The following is a 17,618-nucleotide window of genomic DNA, read 5'->3' on the forward strand; positions in this document are numbered from 1 at the left end:
CCAGCGGGTCAGCCGGATGCGCCCGGTGCGGGGCCTTCGGCGTTGCCCGCCACCCCGTACCGGCCGGCCTTGCCGTCCAACTGCTCACGCAGCGCGAGCACCACCACCACCCGACCGGCCGCCGTGTCCGCGTGGTCCACGGTGGACAGCACCGAGGTCGCCGCCGTGTCCGCCCGCACGACCCCCACCGCGCCCGTGCCGTCGGCCGACCCGTCACCGCCCGCCAGCACCGCGCCCGCCCCGGACCGATCCAGCTGGGTGGCGAACCGCGCCAGCACCGCCGCCCGGTCGGCCGCCGAGTCGCCCGGCACCGCCCCGCCGGTCAGCACCACGGCCAGCTGAGCGGGCCGCAGGCCTTGGTCCGCCTTGACGAACCCCGCGCTGGACAGCCCGCCGAGCGCCGCCGCCTGCTCGTCCGGCGTGGCCTGCGGCTGGTTGTCGTCCTGGGCCAGCAGCAGCACGGAGCCGAGCAACCCGCCCGCCCTGGTGCCGGGGTCGCCGCCGGTGGGCAGCAGGGTGCCCGCGGGCTGGAGCCGGGCGACCAGGTCGAGCAGCTGGTCGGCCTTGTCCGGGTCGGTGAACGACTCGGTGAGCTGGAGCTCGCCGGTGACCGTCGCCCCCGCCGAGCGCAGCAGGTCGGTCACCGCGTCCCGGTCGTCCGGGGCGGCGTCGGCGGTGGTGACCAGCAGCACGGTCCGGTCGGCCAGCTGCCCCTTCACGGCCAGCGGTCCGACGGTGCTCGCGAACCGGTCCGCGTCGGCGAGCCGGGCGTCCAGGCCGTGGCGCTCGGACTGCAACGCGGAGACCTCCCGGCCCAGCGCGCCGTTGTCCTCGTTGAGCCCGGACAGCAGCCGGCCGCTGATCGCGGTCGAGCCGAGCACCACCCCGACGGCCAGGGCCAGGAACACCGCGGTGATGGAGACGATGTGGTAGCGCAGCGAGATCACCCGAACAACCCCCCGAACCAGTCGACGACGGAGTGCAACGCGTCGGCCGCGAGGTCCACGTAGACCTGGCCGACCCCGGACACCGCCACCGCGGCGGTCATCGCCGCCACCACGGCCAGCACCAGCAGGACGACCAGCCCCGACGACACCCGGGCGCGGTGCAGGGTGGCGACGGCGTGCCCGTCCACCAGCTTGTTGCCGAGCTTGAGCCGGGTGAGGAACGTCGAGGGGGTGGACCCGGCGTTGCCCCGGTCCAGGAACTCCCGCAGGCCCGCCTGAAGGCCGACGGTCACCACCAAGGACGCGCCGTGGGCCTCGGCCAGCAGCAGCGCCAGGTCCTCGGCGTTGCCGGTCGCGGGGAACGTGACGGCGCCGATGCCCAGGTCCTGGATGCGCTCCAGGCCGGGCGCGTGGCCGTCGATCTGCGCGGGCACCACGACCTCCGAGCCGGACCGCAACGTCGCGGTGGCGATGGCGTCCGGGTCGCCGACGATGACGTCCGGGGCGAACCCGGCGTCGTGCAGGGTGTCCGCGCCCGCGTCGACGCCGATCAGCACCGGCCGGTGCTCGCGGATGTAGCGGCGCAGCTTGCGCAGCTCCTCGGCGTGCCGGGGACCGCCCGCGACGACCAGCACCTGCCGGTCGCGGATCGGCACGAGCAGCTCGGGCACGCCGAGGCCGTCCAGGAGCAGGGCCCGTTCGCGGCGCAGGAACTCGATCGTGTTCGCGGAGAACGCCTCCAGCTGCGCGGCCATGCCCGCCTTGGCCTCGATCATCGCGTCGGCGATCGACTCGGTGTCCTGCGCGACGCCGCGCGCGACCTCCTTGTCGCCGACGAACACCCCGCCTTCGTGCAGCCGCAGCTTCGTGCCGTCCTTGACCTCGCGCAGCACCGCCGTGCCGACGCCGTCGACCAGCGCGACGCCCGCCTCGATCAGCAGCTCGGGGCCGAGGTTCGGGAACCGGCCGGAGATGGACGTCGAGGCGTTGACCACGCCGACCACCCCGGCGTGCACGAGGGCCTCGGCGGTGCGGCGGTCGATGTCGACGTGGTCGAGGACCGCGACGTCACCGGGTCCCAGCCGGCGCAGCAGGTCGCCCGAGCGGCGATCGACCCGCGCCACACCGGTGACGCCTGGCAGTTCGTGGTGCGCGCGGCCGAGCAACCCGGAGAGCTTCATGAACCGATGGTGACTCACGTCGCGCGCGGTCGGCCGCCAACACGCCGAGCCGATCCGGGCTGGTCAGTGACACGGTCAATCCACAGTGGACGGATTACCCCCGGTCGGGTGACGTCGTTCGTCGGCCGCCGAACCCGGCGCGCCGGGCGGTCGGGGGAGGTCGGTCACGGGCGGCAGCTCGGCCGCCGGCGGCGCCGCGGGGCCGGCCGGCGGGGCGGGTTCACCCGGTGGGACGGTCAGCTCGGTCACGGGGATGGGAATGCCGAACGGCGGCGTGTCGTCGTCGTCCGCCACCTGGTACACCGACGCGCCGGCGGGCCGCGGCTCGCGGGCCGGCCAGTCGTGCGCCACCACCGCGCCGACGAGCATCACCAACCCCGCCGCGCCGACCAGCCACGTGCCCGTGCCGATGAACTCGTGGTTGACGACCACGGGCGACGCCGAGCTGGAGCCGAACAGCGTCCGCAACGTCTCCAGCGCGGTCCACAGCGCGCCGACGACCACCCCGACCGCGGCGAGCACGCCGAACCGGCCGACCGCGGCGAGCAGTGGCGACCGCAGTTGCAGCAGCGCGCCCACACCGGCGAGGACGGCGGCGAAGACCAGGCCGTAGCCGTAGACGGGGAAGTCGAAGTCGACGCCGGCCGGGTTCACCGCCGGCGGTTCCTGCACGTACTCCCACCCGGTGAGCGCCACGAGGCGCTGCACGCCGTTCGGGATCGGGCCGTCCGACCCGGGCCGCACCGCGGTCTCCACCCCGTACAGCGGGAACAACGAGCCCAGCACCACCATGAGCGCGCCCGCGCCGATGGTCAGGACGGCGATCGCGCGCCGGGTCATGTGGCCCTCTCCTCCGTGCTCGGTCGCGTGCCGCGGCCCGGCGGACCGACCAGTCCACATCTACCAGCAAACCCGGGCCGCCCGGCGACACGCCCGTCAGGAGCCCCGCCTGTCGCCGGTCAGGAGCCTTCGGCTCGGCGGTCGAACTCGGAGTCGGGGAGCTGCGCGACGTCCACCACCGGAATGCCGAACGGCGGGGTGTCGGTGTCGTCGTCGGACCCGTCCACCCGGTAGACCACGGCCCCTCCGGGGCGGGGTTCGGGCCGCCGGGCGTGCAGCAGCACGACGCCGACCACCGCGACCAGCACCGCCGCGACCAGCAGCACGATGCCCGCGCCGACCTCCACGGTGTAGCTGTCGTCCGGTTGCCGCGACGCGTTGCCGACCGCGGACGCGACGGACGCCCCGGTCGCCCACACCGCGCCGGTGAGCAGGCCCGTGCCGCCGACCGCGAGGTAGCGGGCGGCCAGGCGCTGGTGCTCGGGCAGGAACGCCAGGGCGACCGCGACGGCCAGCAGCACGGCCGCCACCACGATCGGCACCCCGTACTGCGGGCTCTGCACCGGGCCCAAGTCCATGCCCGCCGGCAGGTTGGAGAAGACGAAGTCCCAGGAGGTCGCCGTGACCGTGAGCGAGCCGCCGGCCTGGTCGTTGCCCTCCTGGTACAGCGGCAGGAACGTGCCGACCACGGCCACGACACCGGCCGCCACCAGCAGCACCGCGCCGAGCAGGCGCCTGCTCACCTCTTCTTCGCCTTGCGCCGCACCACGGGCACGCTGTCCTTGTCGGCCTTCGCCGCCGCCAGCAGCTCCTCGGCGTGCGCGCGGCCGGTGTCGGTGGAGTCCATGCCGGCGAGCATCCGGGCCAGCTCGACGACGCGCTGCGACTCGTCCAGCTTGCGCACGCCGCTGCGGGTCAGCACGCCGTCCGCGGTCTTGTCGACCACCAGGTGCCGGTCGGCGAACGCGGCGACCTGAGGCAGGTGCGTGACCACGATGACCTGGTGGCTGCGCGCCAACCGGGCCAGCCGACGGCCGACCTCGACCGCGGCCCGGCCACCGACACCGGCGTCGACCTCGTCGAACACCAGCGTGGGCACCGGGTCGGAGTGCGACAGCACGACCTCGAGCGCCAGCATCACCCGCGACAGCTCACCGCCGGACGCGCCCTTGTGCACCGGCAGCGCGGGCGCGCCGGGGTGCGCGATCAGCCGCAGCTCCACGTCGTCCACGCCGCTGGCGCCCGCGTGCAGCAGCTGCGAGCCCACCTTCAACGCCTGCGGATCGCCCTGCTCGGCCACCCGGGGCCGCACCGCGACCTCGACCGTGGCGTGCGGCATGGCCAGGCCGGTCAGCTCCTCCGACACCGCCCGGCCCAGCTCCTCGGCCGAGGCGACCCGTTCGGCGGTCACCCGCAGCGCGTAGCCGGCCAGCTCGACGGCCAGCTCGTCGCGCCGCGCGGCCAGCGCCGCCAGCGCCTCGTCCGACGTGTCCAGCCCGGCCAGCCGCGACGACGCGTCCCGCGCCCACTCGATCACGCCGTCCACGTCGGCGGCGTACTTGCGGGTCAACGACTTCAGTTCGGCCTGCCGGGCGAGCACCTGCTCCAACCGGGCCGGGTCCGCGTCCAGGTGCTCCAGGTAGGAGGCGATCTCCGCGCCGACGTCGGCCAGCAGCGTCTCGGCTTCCACCAGCCGGGGCTCCAGGTCGCGCAGCTTCGGGTCATCCGACGCGACCAGCCGCCGCCGCGCCTCGCCGATCAGGCCCAGCGCGCCGGGCACGTCCGGGTCGCCGTCGGGTGAGCCCGCCACCGCGTACTGCGCGCCGGACGCGGCTTCCCGCAGCTGGTCGGCGTCGGCGAGCCGGCGCGCCTCGGCGACCAGCTCCTCGTCCTCGCCGGGCTTCGGGTCGATCGAGCCGATCTCGGTCAGGCCGTGCCGCAGCATCTCGGCTTCGCGCGCCAGCTCGTGCGACCGCGCGGTGCGCTCGGTCAGCTCGGTCGCCACCCGCAGCCACTCGTCGCGGACCTTGCGGTAGGACCGCAGCGGCTCGGCGACCTCGTCGCCGGCGAACCGGTCCAGCACGGCGCGCTGCTCGGCGGGCCGCAGCAGCCGCAGCTGGTCGTTCTGCCCGTGCACCGCGATCAGCTGCTCGGCCAGCTCGGACAGCACGCCGACGGGCACGGAGCGGCCGCCGAGGTGGGCCCGGGAACGCCCGTCCGCGCCGACGGTGCGGATCGCGATCACGCTGCCGTCGTCGTCGGGCTCGCCGCCGACCTCCTCGGCGACCTTCGCCGCCGGGCTGCCCGCGGGCGCCTGGAACCGCCCTTCGACCACCGCCTTGTCCGCGCCGTTGCGCACGCGGGACGCCTCGGCCCGACCACCGCTCAGCAGGTGGAGCCCGGTCACGACCATCGTCTTGCCCGCGCCGGTCTCGCCCGTCACCACGGTGAAACCGGCATCGAGCTCAAGGGTGGCCTCGTCGATCACACCGAGGCCCTGGATGCGCATCTCGGCCAGCACGCACGGAACACTACTGGGCGACGAGGGCGAAGCGTGTGCTCGGGGGAGGGTGTCCCCGTGTCGATCAAGCCGGTCTCACTCCGCCGACGGACCCCGCCACCCCTGCACCGGCAGCTCGAACTTCTCCACCAGCCGGTCGGTGAACGGTCCCGGCCGCAACCGGACCAGCCGCAACGGCATGCTGCCGCCGACCACCTCGACCCGCGCGCCCGGCGGCAGGTTCACCGTGCGGCGACCGTCCGCGCACAGCACCGCCGGATGACCCTCGGGGTCGACCTCCAACGCCACCACGGACGCCGGCGACACCACCAGGGGCCGGGCGAACAGGGCGTGCGCGTTGCTCGGCACCACCAGCAGCGCCTGCACGTCCGGCCACACCACCGGGCCGCCCGCGGAGAACGCGTACGCCGTGGACCCGGTCGGGGTCGCCACCAGCACGCCGTCGCAGCCGAACGCCGACACCGGCCGGCCGTCCACCTCCACCACGACGTCCAGGATCCGTTCCCGGGTGCTCTTCTCCACGCTGGCCTCGTTGAGCGCCCACGTGCCCTCCAGCACCTCGCCGTCGATCGACGCGGTGATGTCGAGCGTCATCCGCTCCTCGACGTCGTAGTCGCGGTCGACGACGTGCTTGATCGCCTCGTACAGGGCGTCGGAGTCGGCCTCGGCCAGGAAACCGACCCGGCCCAGGTTCACCCCCAGCACCGGCACGCCCGCGGCCCGCGCCAGCTCGGCGGCGCGCAGCAGCGTGCCGTCGCCGCCGAGCACGAACACCAGCTCGCTGCCCTCGGCGGCCTTGTCGTCGGCCGGCACGACCTGCGCGAAGCACGACGGGTCCAGGTCCGGCGCCTCGTCCTCCAGCACCCGGAGCTTCACCCCGCCCGCCGCGAACCGCGCCGCGACCTCCTGCGCCACCAGCACGTTGCTGCGCCGCCCGGTGTGCACGACGAGCAGGATCTCCCTGGTCACTGGATCCGTTCTCACTGGGGACCTTCCGCTACGGCGGCGCGCACGAGCGCGGTGGCGTCCGCCGCGTCCAGGGGCTCGCCCCGGCGCAGCCAGACGAAGAACTCGACGTTGCCCGACGGGCCGGGCAGCGGGCTGGCGGTGACGCCGTGCAGGCGCAGGCCGAGGCCGGCCGCGGACGCGACCACGTCCAGCACCGCCTCCGCCCGCAGCTCCGGGTCGCGCACCACCCCGCCGGAGCCGAGGCGTTCCTTCCCGACCTCGAACTGGGGTTTCACCATCGGCAGCAAGTCGCCCTCCTCGTCGAGGCACGCGGCCAGCGCGGGCAGCACCAGCCTCAACGAGATGAACGAGAGGTCGGCGACCACCAGGTCGACCGGGCCGCCGATGTCCTCGGGCGTCAACGAGCGCACGTTCGTCTTGTCCTTGACCACGACCCGGTCGTCGGTGCGCAACCGCCAGTCCAGCAGGCCGCGCCCGACGTCGGCCGCGACGACCTGCCGCGCGCCCTCGCGCAGCAGCACGTCGGTGAACCCGCCGGTGGACGCGCCCGCGTCCAGGCACCGCCTGCCCTTGACGTCGACCCCGTCGAACGCCTCCAGCGCGCCGACGAGCTTGTGCGCGCCCCGGGAGGCGTAGTTCGGGTCGTCGGTCTCGCGGACCACCAGCGCGGTGTCCAGTTCGACGGCGGTGGCGGGTTTCGTGGCCACGGTGCCGCGCACGGTCACCCGGCCCTCGGCGACGAGTTGGCTGGCGTGCTCCCGTGACCTGGCCAGCCCGCGGCGGACCAGTTCGGCGTCCAGCCGAGCCCTGCGCGGCACCGGTCAGACCTTGTCGATGGTGGACAGCGCGGCCGTCAACGCCGTGTGCGCGTCGTCGAACCGGGCCACGTGCTCGACCACGTCCAGCGCGGCCAGCCCGTCGAGACCGGCCAGCGCGTCGTCGATCCCGGCCACGGGATCGCGGGGCGGGCCGGGGAGGGGAACCTCGAAGCTCACAGGATTCAAGGTAGCCGATGGAGCACGGACAGGTCGGCAGCCACGTAGGTCGGGCGGCGGTCCGCCGGTAGTTCGTTCACTTCGGCTTCGGTGGACACCCCGGTGAGCACCAGCAGCGAGTCCATGCCCGCGTTGACCGCGCCCGAGATGTCCGTGTCGAGCCGGTCGCCGACGACCAGCGGCCGTTGCGCGCCCGCCGACTTCGCCGCCTGCTCCAGCAGCGGCGTGGCGGGCTTCCCCGCCACCAGCGGCTCCACCCCGGTCGCCGTCCGCAGCGCGGCGACCAGCGACCCGTTGCCGGGCAGCAGGCCGCGTTCGGTGGGCAGGGTGGCGTCGACGTTGCAGGCGATCCAGTGCGCGCCGCCCTGGCGGATCGCCACGCACGCCTCGGCCAGCTCGCGCCAGCCCAGGTCCTGCGACAGGCCCTGCACGACGGCTTGGGCGTGCTCGGCGGTGCGGGTGGGCCGGTAGCCGCGCAGCCGCACCTGCTCGGCGAGCGCGTCGGTGCCGAGGACCAGCACGTGCGCGCCCTGCGGCACCAGGTCCAGCAGCATCGCCGCGCCCGCCTGGGCGCTCGTGCTGACCTCGTCCAGCGCGGCGGCGAAACCGAGCTCGGTCAGGTGCGCGGCCACCGTCTCCGGCGACCGGGAGGCGTTGTTGGTGACGAACCGGATGCCGGTGCCGTGCTCGCGGGCGGCGGCGACGGCTTCCACCGCGCCGGGCACGGCTTCCTGCCCGCGGTAGACCGTGCCGTCGAGGTCCAGCAGCAGGGCGTCGTAACGGTCCAGCAGCACAGGCGTCTCCGTTCGGTGTTCCCGGGGGTGCTCCGGTGTGAACAGTCTGAAGGCTCGGCGCCGGGTGGCGCCGAGCCTTCAGGTGTGACTTCGGTCTTGTGGCCGCGCGGCCCGGCGGGTGTTGACCGGACCGGGCGTTCTCGCCGGGCTCGCGGAGGTCAGTCCTGCGGGCTGAGGTCGAACGCGCGCTCGGCGGCGTCGGTCTCGTTGTCGTCGTCGGCCTGGGCGGCGTTGAGGAACCACTTCACGGCTTCCTCGGTGCGACCGGCGGCTTCGAGGTTGTCCGCGTAGGCGTAGAACAACCGCGCGCTCCACGGGTCACGCCGCTTCTCGTCCAGGTCGTCGCCCTGCAACGCCACGACGGCCGCGTCCAGCTGCCCCATGTCGCGCCGGGCGCCGGCCGCGACGATCCGCAGCTCCACCGCCTCGTCCGGGGACAGCAGCGCCACCTGAGCCTCGCGTGCCAGCTCGATGGCCCGCTCGGGACGCCCCAGCGCCCGCTCGCAGTCGGCCATCACCGCGACGTGCCCGGTGCCGTGCGACATGCGCCGGGCGGTCCTCAGCTCGGACAACGCCTCGGCCCACTCGCCGGCGTGGTAGGCGGCGAGACCGGCGGCCTCCCGGACCACCGCGACCCGCGCCGCCTTCGTCCGCGCGTACCGCGCGTGCTCCAGCGCCAGCTCGGGCTCGCTGTCGATCAGCATGCCCGCCGCCGCCAGGTGCCGGCCCACGATCTCGGCCAGGCCCTTGGGCAGCCCGCGCAGCTCCTGCTTCACCTCGGGGTCGAGGATGGAGATGTCGGCGTCCTCGGGCAGCTCGGGCGTCCGGGCCCGGGTGTACACGCGCTCTTCGGACTCACCCTCACCAGCCGCAACCGGCCCGGTCGCTGACGCCTCGACCTCCGGCGCACCGGTGTCCGCCGCCGCCTCGTCGTTCTCGTCGTCGTCGGCTTCGGACTCCTCGTCCGACGCCTCGACCTCCGCCGTCACCGACTCGTCGGCGACAACGGCCTCACCCTCGACGGCCTCGGTCTCGACGGCGTCGACCGCTACCGCGTCACTTTCGACGGCGCTCGCCTCGACCTCGGCCGAGGTGTCCTCGGTGACCGGCTGCCCGTCGGCCTGGGCGACCCGCTCCTGGAACCGCGCGGCCCGATCACGGCTGCGCGAGTCCCGCTTGTCGCTGCCGGGCTTGTCGTACGCGGGCTTGTCCTGCCCAGCCTTGTCCTGCACGGCCTTGTCGTGGCGAGGCCGGTCATCGCGCCGCTGGTACCCACCGCGGTCGCCACTGGGCCGGTCATCGCGACGCGGGTAGCTGGAACGCTCCCCACCGCGGTCACTGCCGGCCCGGTCATCCCGCCGCTGGTAACCACCGCGGTCACCACTGGGCCGGTCGTCACGCCGGGGGTAGCTGGGACGGTCACCGCTCGGCCGGTCGTCGCGGCGCTGGTACCCACCGCGGTCGCTGCCGCCCCGATCGTCGCGGCGCGGGTAGCTCGGGCGGTCGCCACTGGGGCGGTCATCGCGACGCGGGTAGCTGGAACGCTCCCCACCGCGGTCACTGCCGGCCCGGTCATCCCGCCGCTGGTAACCACCGCGGTCACCACTGGGCCGGTCGTCACGCCGGGGGTAGCTGGGACGGTCACCGCTCGGTCGATCGTCGCGGCGCTGGTACCCACCGCGGTCGCTGCCGCCCCGATCGTCCCGACGCGGGTAGCCGCCGCGGTCGCCACTGGGCCGGTCGCTGCTCGAACGGTTCGGGCGGTCGCTGCCCGCGCGGTCGTCGCGCTTCGGGTAGCTCGGGCGGTCGCTGCCGCTCCGGTCGTCCCGGCGCGGGTAGCTGGGCCGGTCGTCGCGCCGCTGGTACCCACCCCGGTCGCTGCTCGAACGGTCGTCGCGCCTCGGGTAGCCGCCGCGGTCGCTGCTGGGCCGGCCACCACCGGCCCGGTCGTCCCGACGCGGGTAGCTGGGGCGTTCGCCGCGGTCCGCTCCACGAGGAGCGGCATTGCGGTCGGAGGTGCGGTCGGAGCCGCGGTCGTCGCGCCGGTCGTAGCGCGGACGCTCACCACGGCTGTCGTCGCGCCGGAACCCGCCCCGGTCACCGGTGCGGTCGTCGCGTCGTGGGGCGCCACCGCGGTCGTCGCGGCGCGGGTAGCTCGGCCGGTCGCCGGAGTCGCGGCGGAAACCACCGCTCCGGTTGTCATCCCGTCGTGGGGCTGCGCCGCGGTCGTCACGGGGCTTGTCGTAGCGAGGGCGTTCGCCCCGGTTGTCGTCGCGCCGGTCGCCGCCACGGGGCTTGTCGCCACTCGTGTACCGGTCGTTGCCTGGCCGCTCGTCCCTACGCGGTCCACCGCCACTGCTGGTGGTCGGCTTGCGGCTTCCCTGGGCACGGCCACCGTCATCGGATCGGCGCGGTCGGTCTCCCTGGCCACGCTGACGGTCGCCGGGTCGATCCCCGAACCTGGGCACTAGCTCCTCCTACTGGTGGACACGCCGAAAGGGCTTGTGGTTGAAGCACAAATCAATGTGCCCCCAACCACAAGCCCTTTCAGGGAAAAATTGTTCGGCGGCGTCCTACTCTCCCACACCCTCACGAGTGCAGTACCATCGGCGCTGGAAGGCTTAACTACCGGGTTCGGAATGGGACCGGGTGTTCCCCAACCGCTATGACCACCGAAACACTATGAAATTACCAACCCGTAGGCACCACACCCCACCCCACACAACGTCGGGTGGACCGTGATGGTCCGGTTCGGTTCTTTCAGAACCGCACAGTGGATGCGTAGCGTCTTCATGACAAGTCCTCGGCCTATTAGTACCGGTCAACTCCAGCCGTTACCGACCTTCCATCTCCGGCCTATCAACCCAATGGTCTCTTGGGGGCCTTAACCCACAAAGGGGTGGGATACCTCATCTAGGAACAGGCTTCCCGCTTAGATGCTTTCAGCGGTTATCCCTTCCGAACGTAGCCAACCAGCAATGCCCTTGGCAGGACAACTGGCACACCAGAGGTCCGTCCGTCCCGGTCCTCTCGTACTAGGGACAGCCTTCCGCAAGTATCCTACGCGCGCGGCGGATAGGGACCGAACTGTCTCACGACGTTCTAAACCCAGCTCGCGTACCGCTTTAATGGGCGAACAGCCCAACCCTTGGGACCTACTCCAGCCCCAGGATGCGACGAGCCGACATCGAGGTGCCAAACCATGCCGTCGATATGGACTCTTGGGCAAGATCAGCCTGTTATCCCCGGGGTACCTTTTATCCGTTGAGCGACCACGCTTCCACAAGCCATGGCCGGATCACTAGTTCCGACTTTCGTCCCTGCTCGACCTGTCGGTCTCACAGTCAAGCTCCCTTGTGCACTTGCACTCGACACCTGATTGCCAACCAGGCTGAGGGAACCTTTGAGCGCCTCCGTTACCCTTTGGGAGGCAACCGCCCCAGTTAAACTACCCACCAGGCACTGTCCCTGATCCGGATCACGGACCGAGGTTAGACATCCAGTACGACCAGAGTGGTATTTCAACGACGACTCCACACTGACTGGCGTCAGCGCTTCACAGTCTCCCACCTATCCTACACAAGCCGAACCGAACACCAATACCAAGCTATAGTAAAGGTCCCGGGGTCTTTCCGTCCTGCCGCGCGTAACGAGCATCTTTACTCGTAGTGCAATTTCGCCGGGCCTGTGGTTGAGACAGTCGAGAAGTCGTTACGCCATTCGTGCAGGTCGGAACTTACCCGACAAGGAATTTCGCTACCTTAGGATGGTTATAGTTACCACCGCCGTTTACTGGCGCTTAAGTTCTCAGCTTCGCCCCGAAAGACTAACCGGTCCCCTTAACGTTCCAGCACCGGGCAGGCGTCAGTCCGTATACATCGTCTTGCGACTTCGCACGGACCTGTGTTTTTAGTAAACAGTCGCTTCTCGCTGGTCTCTGCGGCCGAAAAATCCTAGCCCGCAAGGGGCTTCAAATCCCTCGGCCCCCCTTCTCCCGAAGTTACGGGGGCATTTTGCCGAGTTCCTTAACCACAGTTCGCCCGATCGCCTCGGTATTCTCTACCTGACCACCTGTGTCGGTTTGGGGTACGGGCCGCATGAACACTCACTAGAGGCTTTTCTCGGCAGCATGGGATCACTCTACTTCGCCTCAATCGGCTATGCATCACGTCTCAGCCTTGACGATGTGCGGATTTGCCTACACACCGGCCTACACGCTTACACCAGTACTACCACTCACTGGCGGAGCTACCCTCCTGCGTCACCCCATCGCTTGACTACTACAAGTTCAGGTCCCGCGCTCCACATCGCCCCTCATCCGAAGAATCAGAGCGGGCTTCGGGCGGTTAGTATCACAAGGTTCGCCATGGGCGCGTTCACACGGGTACGGGAATATCAACCCGTTGTCCATCGACTACGCCTGTCGGCCTCGCCTTAGGTCCCGACTTACCCTGGGCGGATTAGCCTGGCCCAGGAACCCTTGGTCATCCGGCGGACGAGTTTCTCACTCGTCTTTCGCTACTCATGCCTGCATTCTCACTCGTCCAGCCTCCACACCTGGATCACTCCGGCGCTTCAATGGCTGAACGACGCTCCCCTACCCATCCCAGCATGACACTGAAATGACACGGCTTCGGCGGTGTGCTTGAGCCCCGCTACATTGTCGGCGCAGGACCACTTGACCAGTGAGCTATTACGCACTCTTTAAAGGGTGGCTGCTTCTAAGCCAACCTCCTGGTTGTCTGGGCGACCCCACATCCTTTCCCACTTAGCACACACTTAGGGGCCTTAGCCGGCGTTCTGGGCTGTTTCCCTCTCGACTACGAAGCTTATCCCCCGCAGTCTCACTGCCGCGCTCTCACGTACCGGCATTCGGAGTTTGGTTGATTTCGGTAAGCTTGTGGGCCCCCTAGACCATCCAGTGCTCTACCTCCGGCACGAAACACACGACGCTGCACCTAAATGCATTTCGGGGAGAACCAGCTATCACGGAGTTTGATTGGCCTTTCACCCCTAACCACAGCTCATCCCCCAGGTTTTCAACCCTGGTGGGTTCGGGCCTCCACGCGGTCTTACCCACGCTTCACCCTGGCCATGGCTAGATCACTCCGCTTCGGGTCTAGACCACGCGACTGGAACGCCCTATTCGGACTCGCTTTCGCTACGGCTACCCCACACGGGTTAACCTCGCCACGCAGCACTAACTCGCAGGCTCATTCTTCAAAAGGCACGCCGTCACCCCGAAAGGCTCCGACGGATTGTAGGCACACGGTTTCAGGTACTATTTCACTCCCCTCCCGGGGTACTTTTCACCTTTCCCTCACGGTACTAGTCCGCTATCGGTCACCAGGTAGTATTCAGGCTTAGCGGGTGGTCCCGCCAGATTCACAGCGAATTTCACGAGTACGCTGCTACTTGGGAACACTGTAAGGAGACGGTGAGTTTTTTCGCGTACGGGACTCTCACCCTCTACGGCCACGCTTTCCAGACGCGTTCCGCTAACGACACCGTTTTATGACTCCTTGTCAGTCCGGCAGAACTGACGAACAGGTCCCACGACCCCGTACACGCAACCCCTGCCGGGTATCACACGAATACGGTTTAGCCTCTTCCGCTTTCGCTCGCCACTACTCACGGAATCACGGTTGTTTTCTCTTCCTGCGGGTACTGAGATGTTTCACTTCCCCGCGTTCCCTCCACACGCCCTATGTGTTCAGGCGTGGGTGACCCCACATGACTGGGGCCGGGTTTCCCCATTCGGATACCCTTGGATCTCAGCTCGGTTGACAGCTCCCCAAGGCTTTTCGCAGTCTCCTACGTCCTTCATCGGCTCCTGGTGCCAAGGCATCCACCGTGTGCCCTTAATAACTTGCCACAAAGATGCTCGCATCCACTGTGCAGTTCTCAAAGAACAACCAGACACCATCCCACCATGCCCACGCCTACCCGATCCGAAGACCAGCGGTTCGCGGACGGAGACCGTCCTGTCGTTTCTCGCTGAAAGAGACACTCACGTGTTCCCTCAGGACCCAACAGCGTACCGAACAGAAGACTCGAACCCTCGGGAGACCCTTCCACGCCCTTACGGACAGTACTAACTCCCCGGACAATCCCAGATTCTGTATATAGCCAGCATCCACATCATTGAGCAACCATCCGACGATCATTCGCCGCCGGCATGGCTCTCCACAGGCCCTCCGAAGAGAACCGGTGAGGAATGCTCCTTAGAAAGGAGGTGATCCAGCCGCACCTTCCGGTACGGCTACCTTGTTACGACTTCGTCCCAATCGCCAGTCCCACCTTCGACCGCTCCCCCCAGCAAGCTGGTTGGGCCACGGGCTTCGGGTGTTACCGACTTTCGTGACGTGACGGGCGGTGTGTACAAGGCCCGGGAACGTATTCACCGCAGCGTTGCTGATCTGCGATTACTAGCGACTCCGACTTCACGGGGTCGAGTTGCAGACCCCGATCCGAACTGAGACCGGCTTTGTGGGATTCGCTCCACCTCACGGCTTAGCAGCCCTCTGTACCCGGCCATTGTAGCATGTGTGAAGCCCTGGACATAAGGGGCATGATGACTTGACGTCATCCCCACCTTCCTCCGAGTTGACCCCGGCAGTCTCCCATGAGTCCCCGCCATTACGCGCTGGCAACATGGAACGAGGGTTGCGCTCGTTGCGGGACTTAACCCAACATCTCACGACACGAGCTGACGACAGCCATGCACCACCTGTACACCAGTCCGAAGAGGCCTACATCTCTGCAGGTTTCCGGTGCATGTCAAGCCCAGGTAAGGTTCTTCGCGTTGCATCGAATTAATCCACATGCTCCGCCGCTTGTGCGGGCCCCCGTCAATTCCTTTGAGTTTTAGCCTTGCGGCCGTACTCCCCAGGCGGGGTGCTTAATGCGTTAGCTGCGGCACGGAGGACGTGGAAGTCCCCCACACCTAGCACCCACCGTTTACGGCGTGGACTACCAGGGTATCTAATCCTGTTCGCTCCCCACGCTTTCGCTCCTCAGCGTCAGTATCGGCCCAGAGACCCGCCTTCGCCACCGGTGTTCCTCCTGATATCTGCGCATTTCACCGCTACACCAGGAATTCCAGTCTCCCCTGCCGAACTCAAGTCTGCCCGTATCGACTGCAGGCTCCACGTTAAGCGTGAAGTTTTCACAGCCGACGCAACAAACCGCCTACGAGCTCTTTACGCCCAATAATTCCGGACAACGCTCGCACCCTACGTATTACCGCGGCTGCTGGCACGTAGTTAGCCGGTGCTTCTTCTGCGGGTACCGTCAGTTGCCCTTCGTCCCCGCTGAAAGAGGTTTACAACCCGAAGGCCGTCATCCCTCACGCGGCGTCGCTGCATCAGGCTTTCGCCCATTGTGCAATATTCCCCACTGCTGCCTCCCGTAGGAGTCTGGGCCGTGTCTCAGTCCCAGTGTGGCCGGTCACCCTCTCAGGCCGGCTACCCGTCGTCGCCTTGGTAGGCCATTACCCCACCAACAAGCTGATAGGCCGCGGGTCCATCCTGAGCCGCCGGAACTTTCCACCGCCGGAACTTTCCACCCCACAAGATGCCTAATGGAGTCATATCCGGTATTAGACCTAGTTTCCCAGGCTTATCCCAGAGTACAGGGCAGGTTACCCACGTGTTACTCACCCGTTCGCCGCTCGTGTACCCCGAAAGGGCCTTACCGCTCGACTTGCATGTGTTAAGCACGCCGCCAGCGTTCGTCCTGAGCCAGGATCAAACTCTCCAATAAGGAATGTTTGATCGCTCCGAACAACACTGACATGAATGTCAGTTGTCCAGTAACAATCTCAAAGGAAACTCGCCCGTCGGCGCCTCCGCCATCGCGGCCTCCAGCGTCGACAGGTCCAGCCCGCGCAGCTCGCCGCGGCCGAACAGGGCCTGGCTCGCCGCGATGACCTGCTGCGTCTCGTGCTCGCCGTGCACCAGGTTGGTGAACTCCTCGGCCAGCTTCTTCTGCGCGGCGCGCAGGTGCGGCGCCTCGGTGGTCTGCCGCTCCAGCTCGGCGATCTCCTCCTGGGTCAGGAAGGTGAACAGCCGCAGGTAGCGCAGGACGTCGGCGTCTCCCACGTTCACGAAGTACTGGTACCAGGCGTACGGCGAGGTCATCTCCGGGTCGAGCCACACGTTGCCGCCGCCGGTCGACTTGCCGAACTTGCGGCCCTCGGCGTCGGTGACCAGCGGCGCGGTCAGTGCGTGCACGGAGCCGCCGTCGACCTTCCGGACCAGGTCGACGCCGCCGATGATGTTGCCCCACTGGTCGGAGCCGCCCACCTGGAGCCGGGTGCCGAACTTCCGGTTGAGCTGGAGGTAGTCGTGCGACTGCAGGAGCAGGTAGCTGAACTCGGTGTAGGACATGCCGTCGCCTTCGAGGCGGCGCTTCACCGTCTCCCGGGCCAGCATGACGTTGACGGAGAAGTGCTTGCCGACGTCGCGCAGGAACTCCAGCACCGAGACGTTCCCGGTCCAGTCCAGGTTGTTGACCACGACCGCGCCGGTGGGGCTGTCGTCGAACTCGACGAACCGCTCCAGCTGGCCGCGGATGCGCCCGGCCCACTCGGCCACGGTGTCCAGCGTGTTGAGCGCGCGCTCCGCGCTGTCACGCGGGTCGCCGATCATGCCGGTGGCGCCGCCCGCCAGGACGATCGGCCGGTGCCCGGCGCGCTGGAAGCGGCGCAGCATGAGCAGCGGGACGAGGTTGCCGGCGTGCAGGCTGGGCGCGGTCGGGTCGAACCCGGCGTAGAGGGTGAGCGGACCGGCGTCGAGGTCCTTCCGCAGCGCGTCGAGATCGGTGGACTGCGCGATCAGGCCGCGCCAGGACAGCTCATCGAGGATGTGCTCGCTCACGGACAGCCATTCTCCCCTACCTGCGCAAAGCAGTTTGAGGCGGTGCCGGTGGCGGGTAGTCGGCGATGGGCCCTACTGAGAGGACCACGGCGATGACCTTCCCGAACCGCGACCGACGTCCCTCCGACCGTCCCACCGAGCACCTGCGCCCGGCCGAGCCCGTGTACCGGGAGGAGGCGGTGTACCCGCGTGAGGAGGAGGTCGTCGAGCGCGGGGACGGCAGGGTGCGGGCGGTGCGCGTGGTGTGCGCCGTGATCGACCTGCTGTGCTGGTTGTTCGCGATCGTGCTGGCGATCCACATCTTCCTGGTGATCGGCGGCGCCAACCCGGCGAACGGGTTCGCCCAGCTGATCGACTCCTGGTCGGCGGGGGTGTCGCTGGGTCTGCGCGACCTGTTCACGCCGGCGAGCGCCGGTCTGCGGACGTTGCTCAACGACGGCTTGGCGGCTTCTGTCCGGGGAGGTTGTGAACGGTCCGACACGTAGTCGGATG

General features: G+C 69.0%; 13 protein-coding genes and 3 rRNA genes. 2 read left to right on the top strand and 14 right to left on the bottom strand.

What is annotated here, in order from left to right:
• Window positions 1–8: 8 nt before the first annotated feature.
• From IOD16_RS26900 to IOD16_RS40650, 10 genes are all read right to left on the bottom strand, one after another.
• A complete protein-coding gene (locus tag IOD16_RS26900; RefSeq protein WP_123746352.1) occupies window positions 9–947 on the bottom strand; it encodes a copper transporter in 939 nt (312 codons plus the stop codon).
• Window positions 944–2,128: a putative cytokinetic ring protein SteA gene (gene steA / locus IOD16_RS26905; protein ID WP_123746351.1), complete on the bottom strand. Its 1,185-nt coding sequence runs from the start codon at window positions 2,126–2,128 to the stop codon at window positions 944–946. Before steA ends, IOD16_RS26900 begins: the two co-directional genes overlap by 4 nt.
• Before the next feature lie 75 nt (window positions 2,129–2,203).
• Complete coding sequence (locus tag IOD16_RS26910; RefSeq protein ID WP_201436605.1) at window positions 2,204–2,968, bottom strand: hypothetical protein; 765 nt, start codon at window positions 2,966–2,968, stop codon at window positions 2,204–2,206.
• A 119-nt stretch (window positions 2,969–3,087) separates the two neighbouring features.
• Window positions 3,088–3,711, bottom strand: a complete 624-nt coding sequence (locus IOD16_RS26915; RefSeq protein ID WP_201436606.1) for a hypothetical protein — start codon at window positions 3,709–3,711, stop codon at window positions 3,088–3,090.
• Window positions 3,708–5,489 (bottom strand): DNA repair protein RecN, encoded by a 1,782-nt coding sequence (gene recN / locus IOD16_RS26920; RefSeq protein WP_201436607.1) that lies wholly within the window; start codon window positions 5,487–5,489, stop codon window positions 3,708–3,710. Before recN ends, IOD16_RS26915 begins: the two co-directional genes overlap by 4 nt.
• Before the next feature lie 75 nt (window positions 5,490–5,564).
• Window positions 5,565–6,458 (bottom strand): NAD kinase, encoded by an 894-nt coding sequence (locus tag IOD16_RS26925; protein WP_123746348.1) that lies wholly within the window; start codon window positions 6,456–6,458, stop codon window positions 5,565–5,567.
• Window positions 6,459–6,469: 11 nt separating this feature from the next.
• Window positions 6,470–7,276, bottom strand: a complete 807-nt coding sequence (locus tag IOD16_RS26930; RefSeq protein ID WP_123746347.1) for a TlyA family RNA methyltransferase — start codon at window positions 7,274–7,276, stop codon at window positions 6,470–6,472.
• 3 nt (window positions 7,277–7,279) lie between these two features.
• Window positions 7,280–7,453 (bottom strand): hypothetical protein, encoded by a 174-nt coding sequence (locus tag IOD16_RS26935; RefSeq protein WP_170185270.1) that lies wholly within the window; start codon window positions 7,451–7,453, stop codon window positions 7,280–7,282.
• Window positions 7,454–7,458: 5 nt separating this feature from the next.
• Entirely contained in the window at window positions 7,459–8,247 is a 789-nt protein-coding gene (locus IOD16_RS26940) for an HAD-IIA family hydrolase (RefSeq protein WP_123746346.1), read from the bottom strand.
• Between the two features lie 158 nt (window positions 8,248–8,405).
• Window positions 8,406–9,479 (bottom strand): hypothetical protein, encoded by a 1,074-nt coding sequence (locus IOD16_RS40650; RefSeq protein ID WP_236594411.1) that lies wholly within the window; start codon window positions 9,477–9,479, stop codon window positions 8,406–8,408.
• Window positions 9,480–9,488: 9 nt separating this feature from the next.
• On the opposite strand from IOD16_RS40650, the gene IOD16_RS26950 reads away from it, so the two are divergent.
• Window positions 9,489–10,718 (top strand): hypothetical protein, encoded by a 1,230-nt coding sequence (locus tag IOD16_RS26950; protein ID WP_201436608.1) that lies wholly within the window; start codon window positions 9,489–9,491, stop codon window positions 10,716–10,718.
• 89 nt (window positions 10,719–10,807) lie between these two features.
• Here the strand turns inward: IOD16_RS26950 and rrf are convergent.
• From rrf to tyrS, 4 genes are all read right to left on the bottom strand, one after another.
• Window positions 10,808–10,924, bottom strand: a 5S ribosomal RNA gene (gene rrf / locus IOD16_RS26955).
• A gap of 114 nt (window positions 10,925–11,038) precedes the next feature.
• A 23S ribosomal RNA gene (locus tag IOD16_RS26960) occupies window positions 11,039–14,122 on the bottom strand.
• Window positions 14,123–14,475: 353 nt separating this feature from the next.
• Window positions 14,476–16,011, bottom strand: a 16S ribosomal RNA gene (locus IOD16_RS26965).
• The 16S, 23S and 5S rRNA genes sit together here, the layout of an rRNA operon.
• A gap of 38 nt (window positions 16,012–16,049) precedes the next feature.
• A complete protein-coding gene (tyrS, locus tag IOD16_RS26970) occupies window positions 16,050–17,126 on the bottom strand; it encodes a tyrosine--tRNA ligase (protein ID WP_236594412.1) in 1,077 nt (358 codons plus the stop codon).
• 92 nt (window positions 17,127–17,218) lie between these two features.
• On the opposite strand from tyrS, the gene IOD16_RS26975 reads away from it, so the two are divergent.
• On the top strand, window positions 17,219–17,611 hold the full coding sequence (locus IOD16_RS26975; RefSeq protein WP_201436609.1) for a hypothetical protein: 393 nt from the start codon (window positions 17,219–17,221) through the stop codon (window positions 17,609–17,611).
• Window positions 17,612–17,618: the final 7 nt, after the last annotated feature.

Origin of the sequence: Saccharothrix sp. 6-C, assembly GCF_016695385.1 — a bacterium.
Classification (GTDB): domain Bacteria; phylum Actinomycetota; class Actinomycetes; order Mycobacteriales; family Pseudonocardiaceae; genus Actinosynnema; species Actinosynnema texasense.